The 22643-nt window shown below is 67.6% G+C and carries 17 protein-coding genes, 1 tRNA gene and 1 pseudogene; 6 read left to right on the top strand and 13 right to left on the bottom strand.

The genetic code is table 11. The annotated features are described in order from the left end of the window. The coding region (locus U9978_RS20700) for a serine/threonine-protein kinase (protein ID WP_322762802.1) at positions 1–1096 on the bottom strand (1096 nt) is incomplete at its 3' end. A gap of 463 nt (positions 1097–1559) precedes the next feature. On the opposite strand from U9978_RS20700, the gene U9978_RS20695 reads away from it, so the two are divergent. Beyond that, a complete protein-coding gene (locus tag U9978_RS20695; protein WP_322762801.1) occupies positions 1560–2480 on the top strand; it encodes a hypothetical protein in 921 nt (306 codons plus the stop codon). Positions 2481–2746: 266 nt separating this feature from the next. Further along, complete coding sequence (fxsT, locus tag U9978_RS20690; protein WP_322762800.1) at positions 2747–5356, top strand: FxSxx-COOH system tetratricopeptide repeat protein; 2610 nt, start codon at positions 2747–2749, stop codon at positions 5354–5356. Between the two features lie 84 nt (positions 5357–5440). Here the strand turns inward: fxsT and U9978_RS20685 are convergent, their stop codons facing one another. The 6 genes and pseudogenes from U9978_RS20685 to U9978_RS20660 form a co-directional block, all read right to left on the bottom strand. Next, positions 5441–6193, bottom strand: coding sequence for a type III pantothenate kinase (locus tag U9978_RS20685; RefSeq protein ID WP_322762799.1), 753 nt, complete (start codon positions 6191–6193; stop codon positions 5441–5443). After that, a complete protein-coding gene (gene nadC, locus U9978_RS20680) occupies positions 6193–7242 on the bottom strand; it encodes a carboxylating nicotinate-nucleotide diphosphorylase (protein WP_322762798.1) in 1050 nt (349 codons plus the stop codon). The genes U9978_RS20685 and nadC overlap by 1 nt, the downstream gene beginning before the upstream one ends. Further along, the gene (locus U9978_RS20675; protein ID WP_322762797.1) at positions 7242–9038 is read right to left on the bottom strand and encodes an L-aspartate oxidase; all 1797 of its coding nucleotides are present in this window, start codon (positions 9036–9038) and stop codon (positions 7242–7244) included. The genes nadC and U9978_RS20675 overlap by 1 nt, the downstream gene beginning before the upstream one ends. A gap of 179 nt (positions 9039–9217) precedes the next feature. Next, positions 9218–9628: pseudogene (gene panD, locus U9978_RS20670) on the bottom strand (aspartate 1-decarboxylase); the annotation flags it as partial. A gap of 2 nt (positions 9629–9630) precedes the next feature. Continuing rightward, complete coding sequence (panC, locus tag U9978_RS20665) at positions 9631–10530, bottom strand: pantoate--beta-alanine ligase (protein ID WP_322762796.1); 900 nt, start codon at positions 10528–10530, stop codon at positions 9631–9633. A 323-nt stretch (positions 10531–10853) separates the two neighbouring features. Continuing rightward, a complete protein-coding gene (locus U9978_RS20660) occupies positions 10854–11765 on the bottom strand; it encodes a phosphoribosylaminoimidazolesuccinocarboxamide synthase (RefSeq protein WP_322762807.1) in 912 nt (303 codons plus the stop codon). A gap of 232 nt (positions 11766–11997) precedes the next feature. Here U9978_RS20660 and U9978_RS20655 point away from each other — a divergent pair, with 232 nt between their 5' ends. Next, complete coding sequence (locus U9978_RS20655) at positions 11998–12558, top strand: hypothetical protein (protein WP_322762795.1); 561 nt, start codon at positions 11998–12000, stop codon at positions 12556–12558. A 224-nt stretch (positions 12559–12782) separates the two neighbouring features. Next, entirely contained in the window at positions 12783–14216 is a 1434-nt protein-coding gene (purB, locus tag U9978_RS20650; RefSeq protein ID WP_322762794.1) for an adenylosuccinate lyase, read from the top strand. An 18-nt stretch (positions 14217–14234) separates the two neighbouring features. On the opposite strand, the gene purE is transcribed toward purB, so the two are convergent. The 3 genes from purE to U9978_RS20635 form a co-directional block, all read right to left on the bottom strand. Then, on the bottom strand, positions 14235–14759 hold the full coding sequence (gene purE, locus U9978_RS20645) for a 5-(carboxyamino)imidazole ribonucleotide mutase (RefSeq protein ID WP_322762793.1): 525 nt from the start codon (positions 14757–14759) through the stop codon (positions 14235–14237). A 66-nt stretch (positions 14760–14825) separates the two neighbouring features. Continuing rightward, positions 14826–16100: a phosphoribosylamine--glycine ligase gene (gene purD, locus U9978_RS20640; protein ID WP_322762792.1), complete on the bottom strand. Its 1275-nt coding sequence runs from the start codon at positions 16098–16100 to the stop codon at positions 14826–14828. 158 nt (positions 16101–16258) lie between these two features. Next, on the bottom strand, positions 16259–17272 hold the full coding sequence (locus tag U9978_RS20635; RefSeq protein ID WP_322762791.1) for a hypothetical protein: 1014 nt from the start codon (positions 17270–17272) through the stop codon (positions 16259–16261). A gap of 331 nt (positions 17273–17603) precedes the next feature. Between U9978_RS20635 and U9978_RS20630 the strand changes: the two genes are divergently transcribed. Beyond that, positions 17604–18887, top strand: coding sequence for an adenylosuccinate synthase (locus U9978_RS20630; protein ID WP_322762790.1), 1284 nt, complete (start codon positions 17604–17606; stop codon positions 18885–18887). Positions 18888–19578: 691 nt separating this feature from the next. Beyond that, entirely contained in the window at positions 19579–20940 is a 1362-nt protein-coding gene (locus U9978_RS20625) for a pyridoxal phosphate-dependent decarboxylase family protein (RefSeq protein ID WP_322762789.1), read from the top strand. Between the two features lie 297 nt (positions 20941–21237). Here the strand turns inward: U9978_RS20625 and U9978_RS20620 are convergent. From U9978_RS20620 to U9978_RS20610, 3 genes are all read right to left on the bottom strand, one after another. After that, positions 21238–21324: transfer RNA gene (locus tag U9978_RS20620), tRNA-Ser, on the bottom strand. A 121-nt stretch (positions 21325–21445) separates the two neighbouring features. Beyond that, complete coding sequence (gene tadA / locus U9978_RS20615) at positions 21446–21940, bottom strand: tRNA adenosine(34) deaminase TadA (RefSeq protein WP_322762788.1); 495 nt, start codon at positions 21938–21940, stop codon at positions 21446–21448. A 1-nt stretch (position 21941) separates the two neighbouring features. Next, positions 21942–22427, bottom strand: coding sequence for a tRNA adenosine deaminase-associated protein (locus tag U9978_RS20610; protein ID WP_322762787.1), 486 nt, complete (start codon positions 22425–22427; stop codon positions 21942–21944). Positions 22428–22643 lie beyond the last annotated feature (216 nt).

Raw genomic sequence — 22643 nt, 5'->3', positions numbered from 1 at the left:
AGGATTCAGTGCCCCGATATCCGGGGTTCGGTTGTTGCCCGGGGTTCGGTGGATAGCCGGGTGCGTTCTGGTAGCCGGGGTTCGGTGGGCGCGGTGTGGATCCGGCCGGCGACGATGAGGGGGGCGAGACCGTCCACGGTGACGATGGTTTGATCGCGGTCGGCGGCGCCGGTGGGCGGGGGGCGGGAGCCGGCGGCTGGCGATTGAACTGAGGTGAGCGGTCGGCGGCCTCGCGGACGTCGTCGTCGAGGCGCACTCCGATCCCGGCGCGGGCGGTCCACCGAGGGCCGTAGACGCTGCCGGCCGCATGGGCAAGATCGAGAGCGAAGGCGTGAGCGGACGGCTGGCGGACGGCCGGATCCTTGGCCAGAGTCCGCAGAACCACCTCAGCCACCGGCGCGGGTACACCCACCAGCGGCGGCGGCGGCGCGTAGAGGTGCTGATAGCCCAGGGCATGCGAGGGCAGCCCCGGATCGAACAGCGGCGCCCCGACGAGCAACTCGTAGAGAAGCACACCCAGGGCATAGAGATCGGTCGGCGGCCCCAACCGGCCCCCGACAAGCTGTTCCGGCGCCATGTACTTCGGGGTCCCGATGAGCATGCTCGCGGTGGCCGCGGACCCGTCGAAAATCTTCGCGATCCCGAAGTCGGTGACCTTGAGTAAGTCGCCGGCGTCAAACATGATGTTGTCGGGCTTGATGTCGCGGTGCAGTACTCCCTGGTTATGCGCGCAGGTCAGCGCTGCGGCCGCCGCCAGACCGACCGCGCAGGCACCCTCCGGGGAGATCCCCGTGCGTCGACGGCTCAGCGTCCCCCCGCCCAGTAACTCCATGACGATCAGATGCAGGTCGTCGGCCTCGACATAGTCATAGACCCGCACCACATGCGGATGATCCATGGCAGCGAGGATCCGCGCCTCGGCCTTGAAACCACCTGGCGCGTTCTCCTGCGCCGGGGACAGTATCTTGATCGCGACATCACGGTTCAGGTCGCGGTGCCGGCCCGACAACACCAGCCCGAACGCGCCCGCACCCAGTTTGGTGCCCAGGTCGTAGCCGGGGAGCAGCGCGGCTACCTGCGCCTCATCGATGATCACGACGCGACAGTCGTCATGTGTCGGCGTCCACCATCCACCATCACAAACTCACTCATACATCCCCCAGCGTAATGCGGCAATCCTAACCCCAGTCGATCGCCCCGGCCGAACCGGAGCGCCACCGCACCGGACGCACCGACCACGGGCACGGCGTCTGTGTCTGCCTCGTAACTGATCACCTGGACTCGTGATCTATACTGGCAGTCCTGCAAGGGCCTGTCCGGCGGATATTGCTCGATGCCATCGAAGATCCAGTGGGCAGGCCCAGAGTCCCTGCGGGTCCGGACGTGCGAGAGGAGTGCTCGCACGCCCCTTGACCTGCTGGAAGTTGGGCGGATATATGTCTCGGGTCACCGTCGACAGGCAGCATGCCCTCGTCCAGAAATGGAAAGACGATAGCACGTACCCGTATGTCGACGAACCAACCACACATCTTCAGCAAGCGGAACAGCAGACATTCGACGTGGTTGCGCTCAGCGCGGCACGAATCCTGGACGGGCTCGATCCCAGAGCGCGGAAGTTCTCCCTTCATCTGGTCCGCGAAGCCCTGGAGTCCAACCCGACCGGCCTGCGACGCATACTCACCGAAGTTCTTGACCTTCCAAGCGACCGAATAGATGAGCTCGCCAGGCTCCTGGACCGCACCACGCTTTCCACGCTCATCAGCACGTCACGAAAAATCGGTGACCGGCTGGATTTTCTCGCCGGGCTCAATGCACTGGTCTTCGATACGGAAAGCAACAGGCAGACACTCGAACGCCGCCAGTTGCACCGCATCCTCGCCGAAGAGACGTGGATCTTCGCCGAGGAGTACGCGTTGACCGGGGACGACGACCGACTCCTCCAGGTCCTTCGAGGACACGCCGAGATCCTCGGCGACGACATCGACTTCACCGACTCGCGGACCCCGCCACGGCGGGCTGACGGTCGAGAAGCAATTCCTGACCTTGTACTGTCCCGGAAGGTCGAACAGCATCAGAATCGTATCGAGCACATCGTCATCGAGCTGAAACGACCGAAGATCGATATCGGCGTGGCGCAGATCAATCAGATCGAATCCTACGCACTCGCGGTCCTCGATGACCCACGCTTCACCCAGGCCAACGTTTTCTGGGATTTCTGGGTGGTGGGCGTCAGAGTGGACAAATATGCCGAGATGCGCCGTAACCAGGACTCGCTTCCGCACGGATTTATTCAAAGATCAGGAAGATACAGCATACAGGTGAGAACCTGGGCGGAGGTCATCGGTGACGCCGAGCACCGCCTGAAGTTCGTCGCCCGGAATCTCGAATACCGCAGCAGCCGGGATCAGGGAATTCAGTATCTGCGCGACACGCACAGCAAGTATCTTCCGTCCGCGCTCCGGTCTGACGAGGGAAAATAGACATCACTGGGTCGTGGAGGGGATCGCGGCAATCCATGTACTCGAGGAAGTCCTCTTCAAACATCATGGTTCCCTTATCGCAGGCGTCACACAGCTCGGGCTGCTCTTCGAGCCGATGCCGCTGGTCGAACGGGTTGATCAGGGTCGAGTACGCCTCGAGCGTCATCAGCTCATGAGTGCGCTCTCGGCGCCCAGATCAGCGACCAGGCGGTGCTGCACGACCACTTGGCCAGTGTGCGTCGGCAGCCCTGGCAGGATTGCCGACCATGAGCGGGGAATCTGGGACTGGTGCGTCAGGGCAGCGGTGGGAAGTAGCGTTGTCGTTCGCTGGCGCGCAGCGCGCCTACGTCGAGCGTGTCGCGGCAGCGTTGAAAGCGCGGGGCGTGCGCTGCTTCTACGACGCCGACGAACAACTTGAGCTGTGGGGCCGCTACCTGGCCGAGGAGCTCCCGGATATCTACGCCGAGCAGGCAGCGGCTGTGGTGGTGTTCGTCTCCGCCGACTACGCGTCCCGGGACTGGACCAGACTGGAACGCCGCGCCGCTCTCAACCGGGCGGTACGCGAACGGCGAGAGTACGTCCTCCCAGCCCGCTTTGACGACACGCCCCTACCCGGCCTGCTCTCCGACCTCGTAGCGATCGATCTGCGAGGGCGTGACCCCGAACAGTTCGCCGAACTGGTTGCGACCAAGCTTACCGCCCTCGGGATTCTCTCCCCGGATAGGAATCCGCAACCGTCGCAGCCCTCTTCTGGCCCAGGGCCTACCGTGCTTCCCGCGGTATGGAAGGTGCCAGGTCGCCTGGCAACCTTCACCGGCCGTCGGCAGATCCTCGACCGGATCACCAGCACCTTCGCCAGCAACGTGAGTGGGCTCGCCGCTGTCGCGCTTCATGGGCTGGGGGCGGTGGGCAAGACACAACTCGCGATTGAATATGCCTGGCAGTGCGCAGCTAACTACAAGTTGGTGTGGTGGGTGAGCGCCGAACAGGCCACCCTCATCGGCGACCAGCTGGCCGCACTGGCCCCCCACCTTGATCTCCCGGTAACCGGAACGGCGACCGACGCTGACACCGTGCTCACGGCGCTGGCCCGCCGAGACGGCTGGCTCCTGATCTTCGACAACATCGAAGTCGCTGCCGACCTACGTCCATGGCTCCCGGCCAGCGTCGGCGGCCATGTTCTGATCACATCCCGCAATCCGGTATGGGGAGCGATGGCCACGCCGGTGGAGATCGACGTGTTCACGCGGGACGAAGCAGTGGGGTTCCTGCAGCGCCGAATCCACGGCCTCGACGCCGAGGTGGCCGCTGAACTGGCGGACGAACTGGGCTTGCTTCCCCTGGCACTCGAACAGGCCGCCGGCTACCTCGAGGCAACTGGCACGACGACAGCCGACTACCTGACCCGCTTCCGATCCAGGCGGGCAACGATGCTTGCCCGAGGCGAGGATCTTGCTTACGGCGGCACGATCGACACCTGTTGGTCTTTGGCTTTGGAGCGGCTGCGTACTACCACGCCGGCCGCCATCCAGCTCCTTGAGCTCGCCGCCTACCTCGGCCCCGAACCGATCCCCCTGTCGTGGTTCACGCCTGACCACCTGGATGAACCACTACGGACTGTCGCCATCGACGACGACCTCGACGACGTGGTCGCAGCCATCCGCCGCTACGGGCTTGCCCGCCGTGTCGACGCCAGCATCATCCTGCACCGATTGGTGCAGGTAGTCGTCCGCACGCACCTCCCCACCGACCATGCAGCCACCACGGCCGCCCGGGCTCGGGACCTGCTTGCCGCGGCCATGCCACCCGGTGACTTCCGCGATCCGGCCGGCTGGCAGGACTGGGCGGCCCTGGCCGCCCACGTTCTGGCCGCACCCGCTCTGCATACAGGGGCTTCCGCCACCGATATCGGTGGCGGCGTGCGACGACTGTTGCTGACCACCGCCGACTACCTTCGGGGTCGCGGAGACTACCGGACCTCCCACCAACTGAATGCGCGTCTCCACCAACAGTGGGCTGCAACCCTTGGAGTTGATCATCCAGATACTCTTACCGCGGCGTCGGGTCTCGCCCGGGGGTTGGCAAATCTCGGTGATTACCGGGCGGCGCGGGTGTTGGACGAGGACACTCTCGCCCGTCGAATGCGCGTGCTCGGCAATGACCATAGGGACACCCTCCGGTCGATGAACAACCTCGCCTTCCGGCTGCATACCTTAGGTGATCTTGACGCGGCGCGGGCATTGGACGAGGACACGCTGGCACGGAAGCGCCGGCTGCTCGGGGAGGACCACCTCAGCACGCTGCTGTCCGCATCCAACCTCGCAGCTGACCTACGGGATCTCGGCAATCTCGACGCGGCGCGGGGATTGGACGAGGATACCCTGGCACGCCGCCGATGGCTTTTGGGCGATGACCACCCCGACACGCTCACGTCTGCCGCCCGTCTTGCCCTCGACCTGTCCGCCCTCGGAGAGATTCAGGCGGCCCGAGCGCTGAAGGAGGATACCCTGGCGCGCCGCCGGCGGCTATTCGGTGACGACCATCCCGATACCCTGGAGTCAGCTTCCAACCTCGCCCGCGACCTGTCCGCTCTTGGCGATCTACAGGCGGCGCGGGCGTTGGATGAGGACACCCTGGCCCGCCGACGGCGGCTGTTCGGTGACGACCATCATCACACTTTGCGATCGGCGTATGACCTCGCCCGCGACCTGTTCGCTCTTGGTGATCATTTGGCTGCGCGGGCTCTGGCCACCGACACTTTGATCCGACAGCGGCGGACGCTCGGCGATGAGCACCGCAGCACACGGGAGACTGAGGAGTTCCTCTGCAGCGTCGACCACCAGTCGCCCACGGATGGGCTCCCAGGTGGATCTTGAAGATGGATGGCATGCCACCCGCGATGCGCGGGGTTCCGGCCGGAAGGCATGTCGCGGTTCTGACCTGGGGGTCGAAAACCTTGTTTACGTGTTCTTGGTGAAGACCAGCCGCAGGCCGATGAGGGTGAGATGCGGTTCGTGGTGCGCCAGCGTCTCGCTTTCGGCGATGATGAGGGATGCAAGCCCCCCGGTGGCGATGACCACGGGTTCGGTGTCCAGCTCCTCGGCGATACGGCGTACCAGGCCGTCGACCTGGCCGACCACACCGTAGATCATCCCTGACTGCAGTGCCTCCACCGTGCTCTTCCCGATTACCGAACGTGGCGGTATGAGTTCGACTTTCCGCAGCTGTGCGGCCCGGGACGCGAGCGCGTCAAGGGCGATCTCGATGCCGGGAGCGAGTGCGCCACCGAGGAACTCACCCCGGCTGGAGACGACGTCCAGATTCGTCGACGTCCCGAAGTCGACGACGATCGCCGGCCCCCCGTACAGGTGGTGGGCTGCGAGGGTGTTCATGATGCGGTCGGCGCCGGCTTCCTTGGGATTGTCGATGAGGATCGGCACCCCGGTGCGGGTGCCCGGCTCCACCACGACCGCCGGTATCCCGCCGAACGTTCGCACCAGCATGCGGCGGATCTCGCGCAGTGCCGCCGGCACCGTGGAGCAGACCGATATTCCGTCGACGTCGTAGCCGCGGAGCAGTCCACGGAACAGCAACGACAGTTCGTCGGCGGTGGCGTTCGGGTCGGTGCGTATCCGCCAGGAATCGATGAGATCGTCGTTGTCGAAGACTCCCAGGACGGTGTTGGTGTTACCGACGTCGACCGCGAGCAGCATCAGAGATCACGATCCTGATTCGGTTGGAGATGCTGATCCAAACCTTGATCCAAACCTTGATCTAGAACGAGATCCAGAACGAGATCCAGACTCAGATCCAGACCGAGATCCAGCGCGGGTGCGGAATGGGTCAGCGCACCCACCGCCAGGAAGTCGACGCCGGTTTCGGCGACCACGCGCGCGACCTGCAGCGTCAGGCCCCCGCTGGCTTCGACCCTCACCCCGGCCGGGCGGGCGAGGGTGACCGATTCGCGCAGTTCGTCGGGGCTCATGTTGTCGCACAGGATCAGGTCCGCGCCGGCCGCCACGGCCTCGGCCACCTGGGCCTGCGTGTCGCATTCCACCTCGACCGTCAAACCGGGGAAACGTGTGCGCACCGCGGTGAACGCCGCCACCACCCCGCCCGCGGCGATCACATGATTGTCCTTCACCAGCGCGGCGTCTGCCAGCGACATACGGTGGTTGACCCCGCCGCCGCAACGTACCGCGTACTTCTCCAGGGCACGCAGCCCCGGCAGGGTCTTGCGGGTGTCGCGGATCGCTGCGCCGGTACCGTCGACCGCGTCCACCCACCGGCGGGTCGCGGTGGCAACCCCGGACAGGTGACACAGCAGATTCAGCGCGGTGCGTTCGGCGGTGAGCAGAGCGCGCACCGGGCCGGCAACGGTCAGGACGGCGTCGCCCGGGCTCACCCGATCGCCATCCGAAACGCTGATCGTGATCTTCAGGCCGCCGGCGCGTTCGGATACCGACCGCGGTGCCGGCTTGATACCGGCCACGTCATCCCGTGACCCGTACTGTTCGGTCAGCACGATCTCGAACGCCGCCGCCGCTACCGGCAGACCGGCGACCACCCCGTGCGCCCGCGAGACGATCGCGGCCCGGCCCTGGAGGTCGGGCGCCACGGTTGCGACCGAGGTCGCGTCCACCGCTCCCGCCGGGCCGTCGGCAAGATCCTCACAGACGGCCCGGCGCACGATTTCGATGATCATACCTGGATCGAGTCCGGCGGATACCAGCGCGTCGCGGATCGCAGCCGACACGGGCATCAGGCCGCGTCCGAGGCACGCCCGGCAGCGCCGCTGCCGGCACCCGCGCCTGCGCTGCGCGATGCAGTCGAACTATCCGGCGCGTCCACGTCACGTGAAGCGTTCGCCGCCTCGTAGGTCACTGACAAGCCGCCTTCCGCGTCCAGTCGGGTGAGGACGTGACCACGCCACGCCATATCGTCGGCGCTGGGAAAATCCTCTCGCCAGTGAGCGCCCCGGGTCTCCTGACGCAGCGCCGCGGCGGCGACCAGCGCGGTGGCGACCGTCCGCAGGTTGGTCATCTCCCACGCATCCGGCCCGGCTGTGACCGTGCCCCCGCCGGCCCGCCGCGATTCCCCGAGGGCGGCGAGCGTCCTGGCGGTGGTCCGCAGGCTCTCCGCGCTGCGCAGCACCCCCGCGCCGTCGGCCATCGCCCGGGCCAGGTCCGCGCGGGCCACGGGGTCGGTGAGCCCGGCCGAGCCACGTCCCACCACCGGGTCCGCGGGCCGCGCGGGGGTCGGCAGCCCACGGGCGAGGTCGGTGGCGATCCTGGCGGCGAAGACCAGCCCTTCCAGCAGACTGTTGGACGCCAACCGGTTGGCGCCGTGCACGCCTGTGCACGCGACCTCACCGCAGGCGTAGAGACCGGGGACGCTGGTGCGGCCCCAGCTGTCCGTCCGGACACCACCGCTGGCGTAGTGCGCCGCCGGGGCGACCGGGATCGGCGTACTGACCGGGTCCACTCCGGCGGCCCGACAGCGCGCGGTGATCGTCGGAAAGCGGCGCAGCAGCGTGGACCGGCCCAGCCCACGGGCATCCAGGTACAGGTGGTCGACGCCCTGGGCGGCCATCACACGTGACATCTGCTTCGCTACGACATCGCGCGGGGCGAGATCCGCCAGCGGGTGGACGCCGGCCATGACAGCGCCGCCGGTGGCGTCCACCAGCCGGGCGCCCTCGCCGCGCATGGCCTCACTGACCAGCGGCTGCTGGCCGGACACGGGGTCGCTGTGACCGGGAGCCGCATCGCCACCGGGTCCGGCCAGCCACAGCGCGGTCGGGTGGAACTGGACGAACTCCAGGTCGGTGACGATCGCTCCGGCGCGCAGGGCCAGCGCCACGCCATCGCCCGTCGACACCGGCGGGTTCGTGGTCGACGCGAAGACCTGCCCCATCCCACCGGTCGCGAGGACCACTGCGCGGGCGGTTACCGCGCCCACGCCGTCCGCTGTCCCCTCGCCGAGGACGTGCAAGGTCACCCCGGCGGCGTTGCCGTCCGCGTCCAGCAGCAGGTCGAGGACGAGCGCGTGTTCGATCACCTCGACGCCCGGATCCGCCCGTAGCGCGGCGATCAGGGCCCGCTCCACCTCCAGGCCGGTCGCATCCCCGCCGGCGTGCACGACCCGGTTGCGCAGGTGCCCACCTTCCCGGGTCAACGCGAACCCGCCCGCGGAGTCGTCACGGTCGAACGAGGCGCCGAGGTCGGCGAGTTCCCATACCCGGGCCGGGCCCTCGGTGACCAGGATCCGGACCGCATCGACGTCACACAGCCCGACCCCGGCCACGAGGGTGTCGGTCAGATGATCATCTGGAGAGTCCTCCGGGGCGAGTGCCGCGGCAATGCCACCCTGCGCCCATCGGGTCGAGCCCTCGTCCAGGCGTGCCTTGGTGACCAGCAGTACCCGACCGCCGGGTACGGCCGCGCGGGCATGCAGAACGGTGGTCAGCCCGGCGATCCCGGATCCGATCACGACGATGTCGGCCTCGCGTGCCCACCCCGGTCGGTGCGCACCAAGCTGACACGGCAGGACCGTCACGTACGAACCCGCTGCCCGGACGATGCCGGCCCGATCGACGCCTGGCCGGCCGATGCCTGGGTAGCCGATGCCAGCTGCCCTGCCGTCGGGATCGTCGGCTGGATCACCGTGTGCTGGTTCACCGTGTGCTGGTTCACCGTGTGCTGGTTCACCGTGTGCTGGATCACCGCGTGCTGGCTGACGATGTCCCCACGCAGGCTGGACGGGTCGTCCGGGATTGCCTGTGCCGGGTCGTCCCCGCGCGCGACGACCCGGTTGGCGCCGTCCACGAACAGGACCCGCGGGGCGAACCTGCGGGCGTCCGCGTCGGCCATGACCGCGTACGACAGGATGATCACCAGATCGCCGGGGTGGACGAGCCGGGCCGCGGCGCCGTTGATCCCGATGACGCCACTGCCGCGTGGGCCGGCGATCGTGTACGTCTCCAGGCGGGCACCGTTGTCGATGTCAACGATTGTGACCTGCTCGCCGGGCAGCAGGTCGGCATCCTCCAGCAGATCGACGTCGATCGTCACCGAGCCGACATAGTGCAGATCGGCCTGGGTGACAGTAGCTCGATGGATCTTCGACTTGAGCATGGTCCGGAACACGGTCAGCCGGCCTCCTCAGGCAGCGTGAGCTCGATGTTGTCGATCAGTCGGACGGTGCCGACCCGGCCTGCGACCAGCAGCAGCGCCTGGCCGCTACGCACCGGCGTCAAGTCATCGGGGCTGGCAAGGGTGAGGTAGTCGACGTCGACACCCGGTTCGGCGGCCAGGACGTTCCCGGCGGCCGCGAGCACCACGTCCGGGCCTTCGTCGGCGACGCTCACCCCGACCGCCAGCGCTCGTGACAGCGCGAGTGCGGCGCGGTGTTGATGGGTCGTCAGGTAGGAGTTGCGGCTGGACAGGGCCAGTCCATCGGGTGCCCGGACGGTTGACACCCCGACGACCTCGGTCCGAAAGGCCAGATCCCGCACCATGCGGCGGATGAGGACAAGCTGCTGGGCGTCCTTCTTGCCGAAGAAGGCCACCTGCGGACTGGTGAGGTGCAGCAGCGTCGCGACGATCGTGAGAACGCCGTCGAAGTGCCCGGGACGACGTGAGCCTTCCAGCAGATCACCGAGTGGGCCGGCGCAGACGCGGACCGCGGGTGGAGTCTCGTGCACGAGCGTCGGCGCGAAGACGACGTCGACCCCCTCGGCGGCGCAGATCTCCAGGTCCGCATCGAGCATCCGGGGGTAGCGCGAAAGATCTTCCCTCGGGCCGAACTGGAGCGGGTTGACAAAGATCGTTACGATCAACTGATCGGCACGCGCACGGGCCGCCCGGATCAGTTCGCTGTGCCCGGCGTGCAACGCCCCCATCGTCATCACGACTGCACGCGTTTCCATCGGTGCTAAGGGTGACGAATGTAGTAGCGTCTCGAGGTCGGCGCGGTTGCGTACCAGTGCTGGCTTCCCGCCGTTGGACGGTCGGGGGCGCGTCGAAGTCGTGGTTCGGGCTGTGGCCATCAGTGTCGTTCCAGTCCTCGTGGGGGTACCGGACGTCGGCAGTCAGCGTAACGCGCCCACAATCGCCCGCGCTCGCCTGTCACCCACCGCACATCGCACCCCGTCCATCTTTGTCGTGATGATCCGAAAGCTCACCTATGGATCGGTTCATCCTCGATCCTGCCCGTCGGCGGCGGAATCATCACGCCGTCCGGGCGTGGCGAGCCACCGGCGGCGTCCCTATGAGGTCGACCCGTCGATACCGGGTGCCCATCGGATGGCGGACTCGCCCTCGTCGCGAGGACGTCTACCGGCCGCTGACCGGGCGTCTGACTGGACAGGCCCTAGGCTGTGGCCAGGTAGTCGGCGAAGGACATACCGGTCAGGCGCTCGTACGCCTCGACGTAGCGGTCGCGGGTGGCCTCGACGACCGGGTCGGGCAGTTCGGGGCCGGGTGCGGAGCGGTCCCAGCCGGTGGAGATCAGATAGTCACGAATGAACTGTTTGTCAAAGGACGGCTGCGAGCGCCCTGGCTGCCAGCTGTCGACCGGCCAGAATCTGGATGAATCCGGGGTCAGAATCTCGTCGGCCAGTCGCAGGACGCCGTCGGTGTCATGGCCGAACTCGAACTTGGTGTCGGCGAGAATGATGCCGCGCTCGGCGGCGAGATCGGTCGCGCGTCCGAAGATCGTCAATGTGAGCCTCTCCAGGTCGGCGGCCACCTGGGTGCCGACGCGGGTGGCCGCGTCCGCTCGGCTGATGTTCTCGTCGTGCTCGCCGACCGGGGCTTTCGTCGACGGTGTGTATATCGGCAGCGGCAGTCTGCTGCCGTCGAGGAGTCCCGTCGGCAGGGTGTGGCCGCTGACCGAGCCGGTTCGCCGATAGTCGTTGAGTGCGCTGCCGGTCAGGTACCCGCGGGCCACGCACTCGATCGGCACCATCGACAGCCGTCGGCACAGCATCGACCGGCCGCGTAGCTGCTCGGAATAGGGCGCGAGCTCATCGGGGTACTCGTCCACGTTCGCACTGAGCAGGTGGGACGGCACGATGTCGGCGAGCTGGTCGAACCACCACAGGGAGAGTCCGGTGAGGACGGCGCCCTTGTCCGGGATGTCGGTGGGCAGCACGACGTCGAAGGCGGAGATCCGGTCGCTGGCGACCAGCAGGACCGAATCGTCGCCGACGGCGAACAGCTCCCGTACCTTGCCGGATCCCAGGTGGGTCAGCCCGGCGAACTCCTCATGCGTCAGCGGCATACCGAGACCGTATCGAGCCTCGCCGACCGTATCGAGTCGCGCCGGAACCGATGCCGGAACCGATGCCGGCGTGGGGGTCCCCGACATGCGGACTCCCTACGTGTGACCGACGATGGTGACGGTAAGTGAACGAATCATAGCCGTCCAGGTCTGGTGCGGGCATGGTCGGCCGGCATCGTCGGTGGCCCCGGGAGCGGGCATAAGGGGGATCGTGACGGAGCGACATTCATCGGTGACAGCCGTGGACGGCCGCGCCGGGCAGGACACGACACCCGCGCAGTCCGAGGGGCCGGCATGGCGTCGGGGCATCGTCCGCTGGCTGATCCTGGCGACTGGTGACCCTGCGAACGCGATCTACGGGACCATTCTCGTTGCGGCCGTCGTCGCGGCCGAGGACCCGGAGCAGACCCAGATCTATGAAGTCTTCCTGACGGTCGCCGTGACCGTCACGGTGTTCTGGCTCGCGCACGGCTACTCGCGCGTCGTCAGTGGCCGGCTCAGTACGGGCACGAAGCCGTCGCTGGGCGAGGTCCGCGGGGCATTGGCCGAGCACTGGCCGATTGTGCAGGCAGCGGTGCCGCCGATGGCGGCGCTGGGCATCGCCGCTGCGGAGGGCGCCTCGGTGGTGGGCGCCCAGCAGGCGGCGCTGTGGACGTCGGTGGTGCTGCTCGCGACCTGGGGCACCGTGGCCGGCCGGGCCTGTCAGCTGACCGGCTGGCGGCTGGTCGTGTACGCGGGCAGCAGCGCTGCGCTCGGCCTCGTGATGATCGCCTTCGAGGTCATCATCCACTAGCCGGTGTCCGCCGTCACCTGTCCGCCGTCACCTGCTGGCTGTCGTCCGCCGCGATCTTTCGAGCTTTGTCCGACTGTGAGGCTCTTTTTGATCGTACAAACCTCGAAAGTTCGGGTGAGGTCCGGCGGCACTCGGGTGAGGTCCGGGGGCACTCGTGTCAGGTCTGGAGGCGTGAGGAGCCCGAGCTGGGGATTGCGAACCGCCGGTGGGGCACGATGGCCTCTATGGCGACCAAGTCCGTGATCCCTGATGTGCTGGCGACCCGCTACGCCTCGGCCGAACTGACCAGCCTGTGGTCACCGGAGAACAAGGTCGTCCAGGAACGCCGGCTCTGGCTGGCGGTGCTGCGCGCCCAGCGGGACCTGGGCCTGGCCATCCCCGCGGGTGTGATCGAAGACTACGAGCGGGTCCTCACCGACGTCGACCTCGATTCGATCGCGCAACGGGAGCGGATCCGGCGCCATGACGTCAAGGCCCGGATCGAGGAGTTCAACGCCCTTGCCGGCCATGAGCACGTGCACAAGGGCATGACGTCGCGGGATCTCACCGAGAACGTCGAGCAGCTCCAGGTGCGCAGCTCGTTGGTGTTGATCCAGAATCGGATGGTGGCGGCGCTGGCCCGGCTCGGGCAGCTTGCCGCCGCGTACGACACGCTGGTGATGACCGGACGTAGCCACAATGTGCCCGCGCAGGCAACCACGCTCGGCAAGCGCTTCGCGTCCGCCGGTCAGGAGCTGCTCGTCGCGTTCGAGCGGGTCGAGGAGCTGCTCGCCCGCTACCCGCTGCGTGGGATGAAGGGTCCGGTCGGGACCGGCCAGGACATGCTCGACCTGCTGGACGCGGATCCGGCGAAACTGGCCGAGCTGGAACGGCGGATCGCGGAGTTCCTCGGCTTCGGACGGGTGCTGACCAACGTCGGCCAGGTCTACCCACGGTCGCTGGACTTCGACGTCCTCACCGCGTTGGCGCAGGCTGCGGCGGCGCCGGCGAGCCTCGCGGTGACCATCCGACTGATGGCCGGCCATGAACTGGCCACCGAGGGCTTCGCCGCGGGCCAGGTGGGCTCGTCGGCGATGCCACACAAGATGAACACGCGTTCGTGTGAGCGGGTCGGCGGCCTGGCCGTGGTGCTGCGCGGATTCGCGACCATGACCGGTGAACTCGCCGGGAACCAGTGGAACGAGGGGGATGTGTCCTGCTCGGTTGTGCGCAGGGTGGCGCTCCCAGGCGCCTTCTTCGCCGCCGACGGACTCTACGAGACGTTCCTGACGATCCTGGACGACTTCGGGGCCTACCCGGCAGTGATCGCCCGCGAGTTGGACCGCAACCTGCCGTTCCTGGCCACGACCAAGGTCCTGATGGCGGCGGTGCGCCGCGGGGTCGGGCGGGAAACCGCCCACGAGGTCATCCGCGAGCATGCCGTCGCGGTCGCCCTGGCGATGCGGGAGAAGGGCGCCGACCACAACGATCTGATGAAGCGGCTCGCCGGTGACGAACGGCTGGGACTGGACGCCGTCGCGTTGTCGTCCGTGCTGGCCGAGCCACTCGCGTTCACGGGCGCCGCCCGCGCGCAGGTCGCGGATTTCCACGCCAGGGTGGAGGACGTCGTGCGTCGCTACCCCGACGCCGCGGCATACGTCCCCGCGCCCATCCTGTGACGAGCCTGGGACAAGCCGTCAGGCCGGCGGGAGTATCTCGGCGAGGCCCTCGGCTGCGGCCTTCTCGAAGTCGTCCTTGAACGCGGTGAGCAGGACGCGCAGGTCCGGATCGTTCAGAGCCAGGATCTGGGTGGCCAGCACGGCCGCGTTCGTGGAGTTGTTCAGTCCGACCGTGGCCACGGGCACGCCGGGCGGCATCTGCGCGATGGCGAGCAGGGCGTCCATACCGTCCAGCGCCCCGCCCGAAATCGGGACGCCGATCACCGGCAGCGTCGTGAGCGCGGCGACCGCGCCGGGCAGGGCGGCGGCGAGCCCGGCGCCGGCGATGACAACCGCGATCCCGCGGGTCGGCAGCTCACCCACGTACCGGGCCAGGGCATGAGGGGCACGGTGAGCGGACAGCGAGACCTGTTCGTAGGGGACGCCGAAACGTTCCAGCGTCGCGCCGGCCTTGCTCATCGTCTGTGCGTCGGACGGGGAGCCGAACACGATGGCCACCTTGGGCGGCAACGTGGTTGAGCCGGTCTGGTCGGTCGCGTTCATACCTGCTCGTTCACTCACTTTCTCGGTACGTCGTGAGGGCCTGTCCCGGCTACAAAGGTCGTGCGATCATGGTTTTTGTCGCACGACCGGAGGCCCGTAGGGGCCCAGCCGCGACGGGTCCCCGATGTCGGTCCGGTAGTGCGCGCCAGCCAGGGAGATTCGGCTGACGGCCTCGTAGGCCGATCCTCTCGCAGCCTCCAGATGCGGGCCGCTGGCGGTGACGCACAGCACGCGGCCCCCGGACGACACGATCCTGCCATCGGCGTCCCGGCGGGTTCCGGCATGCAGGATATCCACCCCGGTGAGGGCTCCGGCGGCGTCGAGACCGATGATCGGATCGCCGAGCCGCGGCGCCTGCGGATAACCGGCCGCCGCGACCACGACCGTGACGGCAGCACCGGACCGCCACACCGGCGCCCGGTAGCCGGACAGGACATCGGTCAACGGGGTGGCCAGCAGGGCGAGGATCGCCTGTACCTCGGGGTCACCGAACCGGACGTTGAACTCGACGACCCGCACACCGCGGGAGGTCAGGGCAAGGCCGGCGTACAGCAGGCCGCAGAAGGGGGTGCCGCGACGGGCCATCTCGTCCACGGTGGGCTGGATCACAGTCCGCACGACCTGGGCGGACAACCCGCGCGGCGCCCACGGCAGTGGGGTGTAGGCGCCCATCCCGCCGGTGTTCGGTCCGGAATCGCCGTCCCCGACCCTCTTGTGGTCCTGGGCGGGTAGCAGCGGAATGACGGCCCCGGTTTCGGTCACGATCGCGAACAGGGAGACCTCGGGCCCGTCCAGATATTCCTCGATCACGACCCGGTCATCGGGGTTGCGCAGGCATGCGCGTACCGCCGCCACCGCGCTGCGCCGGTCGGTCGTGACGGTCACTCCCTTGCCGCCGGCGAGACCGTCGTACTTGACGACGTAGGGCGGACCGAACTCGTCGAGGTCGGCGAGGGCCGGTTCGACCTCGATGTGATCACGCGACGCCGCGGTGGGGACCCCGGCGGCGTGCATCATGTTCTTGGCAAATGCCTTGCTGCCCTCCAACCGCGCGGCCGCGGCGGTCGGCCCGAAGCAGCGCAGGCCCCGGACCCGCAGTTCGTCGGCGGCGCCGGCAACCAGGGGTACCTCCGGCCCGATGATGGTCAGATCCGCCTGGACGGCCTCGGCCAGGTCGGCCACAGCATCGGGGTCGGCGACATCGAGTGGACGCGGCTGTGCCAGCTGCGCGGTGCCGGCGTTACCGGGGGCGCAGACCAACGCGCCCACGGCCGGGTCGCGCGACAGCGCCCGGCACAACGCGTGCTCCCGGCCTCCCGAACCGACGACGAGGACCTTCACCTCGCCACCCGCCACCGCCCGGTCGGCCGGCAGCGGGTCGTGACCGCGTCGCGGTCGGTGGGTGGGGGCACGCGGTACAGGGTAGCGCCCGTGCCGACCACCTCATCCGGACGCGTGAACCCGTCCGGATGCGCGAACGGACCGGGCTGCCACCGGCGCTACAGGCTGATGCCGGCATTCCACAGCAGGTGCGCCATGGCGTAGACGAGCTGATGGGCGCACCGCCGGGCGTCGACTTCCGCCATGGACCCGATAACGGTGTGAACGTCGACCGGCCAGACCCGGACGTCGCGGCCGAGGACGGCCTGCGGACCGGGGTCCTCGCGGCTTTCGAAGGTCTGTCCGGAGGCGTCCACGAACAGGTGCAGGGAGCGGCCGGTGTACGGGAAACTCTGGTTGCGCCAGTAGAGCACCGGCCAGGCTCGTGGCGGGGTGCGCCGGCCACGTCGAGGCGTCGCGGCATCGGCGGGTTGATCCGGGGGTTGATCCGGTTGCCGGTCTGCGACCACCCGGATCGCCAAGGTCGGGGTGAGGCCCTCGGTCGCGCAGATGGCGAGAAACTCCGCGATCTGCGCGACCGTATAGGTGGCGATGGCGTCCGCGCGCTCCTTGCGTTGTTCCTCGACTTCGTTGGCGCTGCGGACGGCGTGACTGCCGCGGCTGAGCACCTCGGGCAGGGTGGCCGGAAGCAGGTCACCGATGGGTGAGAACCCGACGGGCCAGGCGCGTACACCGACGACCGGATTCGCGATCTGTGACTGGAGAATGATGTTGGTACGCAACGCCGGTGTCCAGTGAACCGTGAGGGGACCGACCCGGCTGTCGGGTCTGCGATCGGCTGGTGGAGTCGCGACGGGCGGCGTGTCGTCCGGTGAGCCGCCGTCGAGTTGCGCCACCGCAGGCAGGGGGGCGTCAGGCAGATTCAGGGTGGTCAGACCTCTCCCAGGCTGGTCTCCGACCGGCGTCGGCGTCGGCGGCGCGACCGGCGGTGCTGATGCGGGTCTGTCGGATGGATGCGGCGAAGCGGCCGACCGGGCCGACGGCGGCGTGATGCTCTTTTCTTCGTGCCGCCGGTGGCCGGCGGAAGCGTGCTCCGATGCCAGGTCGTCCGCCGTGCCGGTGCTCCGGCCGGAGCCTTCGGCACGCACGGATCGGGCGGCGACAGCGGCCACCGTGACACCCCCGTCCCGATTGACTACTCCTGTTACCGGAACAGCCTCCACAGTAACTCTTGGTAATGCAAGTAGGATCTTTATTTAGACGATCAATCGTGTCGCGAACGTGGACCGACGGCCACTCGTCGCGATCATCCAGGGCGCATCAGGGGATTCCAAGCCCTCTGGGCGCGGGAAACGATCGTGATCGTCGTTGTGACTGACGGGTGCGCGCAGCAGTGTCCGCACGCATCGGGCAGGCATGATCCATGCCCCTTCGATCTTGATCGATATCACGCTGTGCTGCCCGCGCGCCCGCTCCGCCCCGCGGGCCAGGTAACCTCGCCCGGTGCCTGCGCTCGTGCTGATCGGTGCCCAGTGGGGCGATGAAGGCAAGGGAAAGGCGACCGACCTGCTTGGCGGGGCGGTCGACTTCGTGGTCCGTTACCAGGGCGGTAACAATGCCGGACACACGGTTGTCATCGGCGAGGAAAGTTACGCTCTGCATCTGATCCCAAGCGGCGTGCTACGTGCCGACTGTGTGCCCGTGATCGGTAACGGTGTAGTGATCGATCCAGGGGTTCTTCTCGGTGAGATGGATGGGCTGACCGCCCGTGGCATCGATGTATCTCGTTTGTTGATCAGCGCGAACGCCCATCTGATCATGCCTCATCATCGCGCGCTCGATAAGGTGACGGAGCGTTACCTTGGCAAGGCCCGGATCGGGACGACCGGCCGTGGGATAGGTCCGACCTATGGTGACAAGATCGCCCGGACCGGGATCCGCGTCCAGGACCTTCTTGACCCCGGGATCTTCCGGGCCAAGCTGGAGCTGGCGCTGCGGGACAAGAACCAGATCCTGACCAAGATCTATAATCGGCGGGCACTTGACACAGACGCCATCGTCGAGGAGTACGCCGGATACGCTCGCCTGCTCGGACCGCACATCGCCGACACCGGGCTCGTCCTCGACCAGGCGTTACGGGCCGGCAAGGTCGTCCTGCTGGAGGGTTCGCAGGGCACCCTGCTCGATGTCGACCATGGGACCTACCCGTTCGTCACCTCGTCGAACCCGACAGCGGGCGGGGCCGCGACCGGCTCGGGTATCGGCCCGACCCGGATCACGCGGGTGATCGGTATCTGCAAGGCGTACACGACCCGGGTCGGCTCCGGTCCGTTTCCGACCGAGCTGACCGACAAGGTCGGCGACGAGCTGCGCGCCGTCGGTGGCGAGTTCGGTGTCACCACCGGTCGTGCTCGACGCACGGGCTGGTTTGATGCGGTGATCGCCCGCTACGCCGTGCGTGTGAACGGGTTGACTGATGTTTTTCTTACCAAACTGGATGTATTGTCCGGATTTGATCGTGTTCCGGTATGTGTCGGATATGACGTGCACGGTGTCCGCCACGATGACATGCCCATGACCCAGACCGAGTTTCATCACGCCAAGCCGATCTATGAGGAACTGCCGGGCTGGGGCGACGACATCTCGGGCGCCACGTCGTTCGATCAACTCCCGCCGGCTGCTCGTGACTACGTGAAGGCGGTCGAGGAACTGGCCGGAGCGCCGGTGTCAGCGGTCGGCGTCGGCCCCGGCCGGGATCAGACGATCTCCATTCGCGATCTTCTCTGAGATCATCGTGATTGGGGTACCCGGTGATGCGGCGGTTGACAGGCGGCGCCCGTATGATGGTCGACATCCTGGGCCGCCTTCCTTCCAACTGGTTGTGGACATGGCATGCTCAGGTTCGGCCAGCTACCCAGGGTGATTTTGCCCGTGTGCAGGATGGCTCGTGCGCCAGGTACTGGTGCCGGTGTTGGAATGTTCTGTAATGCCTTTCGTCCGTATCGTGGAGGTACGCAATGAAGCGTTTCGCGCTGATCGCCCTGCTGGCCGCTCTTGCCGGCGGCGGTTTCCTCATTCGCCGGCGGGGCAAGCAGGACGTCTGAAACCTGCCGGGCGCGCGATCATGACGGGTCATGCACGCTGGGTGGCCTGACCGAACCCGGGTGATCGCGCTCCACGGCCGGCACTGCGGTCGCGCTGTCGACCAACTGATCGGCGGTCAGTTGGTCGATGGCTGATGTCGCGTGCCCCGCCTGCCCCGGTGCGTCTCGGTGTGCGTGGCTGACCACTGGTTCGGCTCGCAGCCGTGACCGTCCCGGCGCGGTGCACGATCCGAAGACAGTCGTCATTCGGTATTATTTTCCAGCTGTTTCGCTTTGTATACCAATGCACATGAAATGCACATACTGCTACCGCGGTATCGCGTCCCTATTGTCAGATGAGTCTGGCTATACTCTGCTCCGTGCATCGGTATGACATGGACAGCGAGATTCTGGCCCAAGCGGTCGTCGACTATGCGCGGGAGCGTCTTCGTCTGCATCCGGTCCCGCTGGACGGGTCTCGGTCACACGCGGATCTGGCCGCCACCGCGGGAGCGACGATAACCGCCGACGGTATGGGCGGCGTCGAGGTACTCGACCTTTTCGACAAAGTCCTCTCCAGGGCCTGCATTTCGGTCGATCATCCGCGCAACCTTTCGTTCATACCGGCGGCTCCCACCAAGGCCGCAATCCTGTTCGACCTCGTCGTCGGGGCCTCGTCGGTATATGCGGGCAGCTGGTTGGAGGGCGCCGGTGCGGTCTACGCGGAGAACCAGGCGTTGCGCTGGGTGTCCGATCTGGCGGGTTTCCCGCCCCAGGCGGGTGGTGTCTTCGTCCAAGGGGGGACGGTCGGCAACCTTTCCGCCCTGGTCGCAGCGAGACACGTGGCGCAGCAGGCCGGGCGGCAGGCGGCGGGTTCCGGGACCGAACCCACGACCTGGCGTGTCGTCTGCGGTTCCGAAGCGCACTCCTCGGTTGAGACCGCCGCCCGAATCATGGGCGTCGATGTTCTGGTTGTGGCGACGGACCCGGACGGACGGCTCACCGGTCCTGCGCTGGGCGCCGCGTTGGACGCCGCCGGTACCGCCGTGTCCGACACGGTCTTCGCCGTCGTGGCAACAGCCGGTACCACGCAGTTCGGCATTGTCGATGATATTCGCGGCATTGTCGACGTGGCCCGTGAACGCGGTATCTGGGTACACGTCGACGGCGCCTACGGACTGGCCGCACTGGCTGCGGAATCAGTCCGTCATCTTTTTACCGGCGTGGCGGATGTCGACTCCTTCATCGTTGATCCGCACAAATGGTTGTTCGCACCGTTCGATGCCTGCGCGCTGATCTACCGGGAACCGGCGCTGGCCCGCGCGGCACATGCGCAGAAAGCGGGTTACCTCGAGGTGCTGGAGTCCCCGGACGCCTGGAATCCCGCGGACTACGCGATCGGCCTGTCCCGGCGCGCGCGCGGTCTGCCCTTCTGGTTCTCCCTCGCCGTGCACGGGACCCGTGCCTACAGCGCCGCCGTGGAGAAGTCCCTGGCCACCGCCCGTGCCGCGGCCGACCAGATCCGGGCGCTGCCCTACGTCGAGCTTGTGCGCGAACCGCAGCTCTCCGTGGTTGTCCTGCGGCGCCTGAACTGGGCGCCGGAGATGTACTACGAGTGGACGGAGAAGCTGCTGCAGTCGGGTTTTGCGTTTGTCACCCCGACCGTCCACGAGGGAGAGACGGTGACCCGCTTCGCGATCGTCAACCCGTGCACCGAACCAGCGGACATCGCAGCGATCCTGGAGACCATGGCCTGAGCCGGCCTGAGCCGGGGGTCCGTTCCCCCCGGCAGGCGCACAGTACGCTGTCAGGTAGGACTCAGGCCTGCCGCCCAGGTTCGCAGGAGGTACGTCATGACCGCGGAGATGGTCGCCCCTGCGTGGTCATGGTCACGGCGCCCTTCGCAGCAGAGATCGACCTCCGGCAGATCTGATACCCGTCCATCGCGAGCGTCCTGCCAGCGCTGAGACGAGAACTGAGACCGGAATTGAGACCAGATGATCCACGGGCAGTTTCGGGCCGTGTGCCTGCCCGTGCAACCAGCCTGGTCAGAGCGGTGGAGGTGGGATTTGAACCCACGGAGGGGTTGCCCCCTCACACGCTTTCGAGGCGTGCGCCCTCGGCCACTAGGCGACTCCACCGCTCGCTAGCTTACTGGACGCAGCGGCTATGCCGGCGGGTACCCACCAGCGGGTACCGATCCGACGGACCCGACCGACCCGCGCATACCGCTGACGTCAGCGAAATCCATCCGATTGATCATTAACCGGATGCTCGTCGCGGGATGCGGCGGGCGGCGAAGAAGTCCGTGAGAAGGCGTGCGCACTCCTGTTCCCGCACGCCTGTGATCACCTCTGGACGATGGTTGAGACGCGGGTCGCGGACGGCGTCCCACAGCGACCCGACCGCACCTGCCTTCGGGTCGTGCGTCCCGTAGACCAACCGATCGACCCGGGCGAGGACGAGCGCGCCCGCGCACATCGTGCACGGTTCCAGGGTGACGACCAGCGTCGCTCCGGACAGCCGCCACGAGCCGGTGGCCGCCGCCGCGGCACGGAGCGCGACCACCTCCGCGTGAGCGGTCGGGTCCTGGTCGGCCTCGCGGGCGTTACGGCCCCGGCCGATGATCTTTCCGTCCGGGCCGGCCACCACGGCACCCACCGGAACGTCCCCGGTGGCCGACGTCCGCCCGGCTTCCTCCAGCGCGGCGCCCATCAGGTCGGCGAACCGGGCCGCGTCGCCGCGCATGGCCGTCATGTCAGCTCCCGATCTCGTCCAGGATGTCCGCGCAGCCGGCGCGTTCGCTGATCGCGGCTGCAACGTCCCCGGGCAGGAGGCCCTCCTCCGTGATCAGCTCGAGGAGGGCCTCCGCGTCGGTGCCGACGTCTGCAAGCAGCTCGATGTCGCCTGCCGGTGTCGCGCCTGCGAGCAGGTCCTCGGATTCGTCGTCGATGTCGGTGCTGCCCGGCGGCGGCAGCGCGGCCGCGAACAGCCGGTCGGCCAGGGCCGAGGTGAACAACACCCGGTGGTCGGACAGGAAGACCCGGGGATCACCGGCGTCACCGTCCACCCGAACGATACCCAGGTACTCGTCGTCCTCCTCGATGAAGGCGATGACGAGTTCTGTCGAGATGTCACGCATCAGATCCGTGAGCCCGTCAAGGTCTTCGGCGTCGTCAAGACTGATCTCGTGTGCGGTCCATCGGCCGCGCTCGCGGCCGATGGCACTTGCTCTCCGGGTCACCGAGCTCCCTCACATCCGTGTATCGCGTCCATACCCACCTCAGAACCCAACCTCAAGAACCCAACCTCAGAATCGGTCGTGAGCTGTGCCACCGGTGATCCACCGGCCCTGCGTCCGGGTGCGGAGCCCAGCCGCGGGCGGTCGTCCGCGTCGTCGGCGGTGCCCGGTCGGGGCATGACGCGACCGGCCCACGGCCGTAATGGCTTTAGAGCGACC

The sequence above is a fragment of the Protofrankia sp. Cr2 genome (assembly GCF_963555885.1).
Classification (GTDB): domain Bacteria; phylum Actinomycetota; class Actinomycetes; order Frankiales; family Frankiaceae; genus Protofrankia.
Note: the sequence above shows the minus strand (reverse complement) of the source record. Positions and strands in the feature narration are given on the sequence as shown.

Bases quoted from the DNA above. Each gene is read 5' to 3' on its own strand.
- purB (WP_322762794.1), top strand. From the start codon at position 12,783: ATGGCGACCAAGTCCGTGATCCCTGATGTGCTGGCGACCCGCTACGCC.
- nadC (WP_322762798.1), bottom strand. From the start codon at position 7,242: ATGCCCGTGTCGGCTGCGATCCGCGACGCGCTGGTATCCGCCGGACTC.
- panC (WP_322762796.1), bottom strand. From the start codon at position 10,530: ATGGCCACAGCCCGAACCACGACTTCGACGCGCCCCCGACCGTCCAAC.
- tadA (WP_322762788.1), bottom strand. From the start codon at position 21,940: ATGACGGCCATGCGCGGCGACGCGGCCCGGTTCGCCGACCTGATGGGC.
- fxsT (WP_322762800.1), top strand. From the start codon at position 2,747: ATGAGCGGGGAATCTGGGACTGGTGCGTCAGGGCAGCGGTGGGAAGTA.
- purE (WP_322762793.1), bottom strand. From the start codon at position 14,759: ATGAACGCGACCGACCAGACCGGCTCAACCACGTTGCCGCCCAAGGTG.
- U9978_RS20660 (WP_322762807.1), bottom strand. From the start codon at position 11,765: ATGCCGCTGACGCATGAGGAGTTCGCCGGGCTGACCCACCTGGGATCC.
- U9978_RS20625 (WP_322762789.1), top strand. From the start codon at position 19,579: ATGGACAGCGAGATTCTGGCCCAAGCGGTCGTCGACTATGCGCGGGAG.
- U9978_RS20685 (WP_322762799.1), bottom strand. From the start codon at position 6,193: ATGCTGCTCGCGGTCGACGTCGGTAACACCAACACCGTCCTGGGAGTC.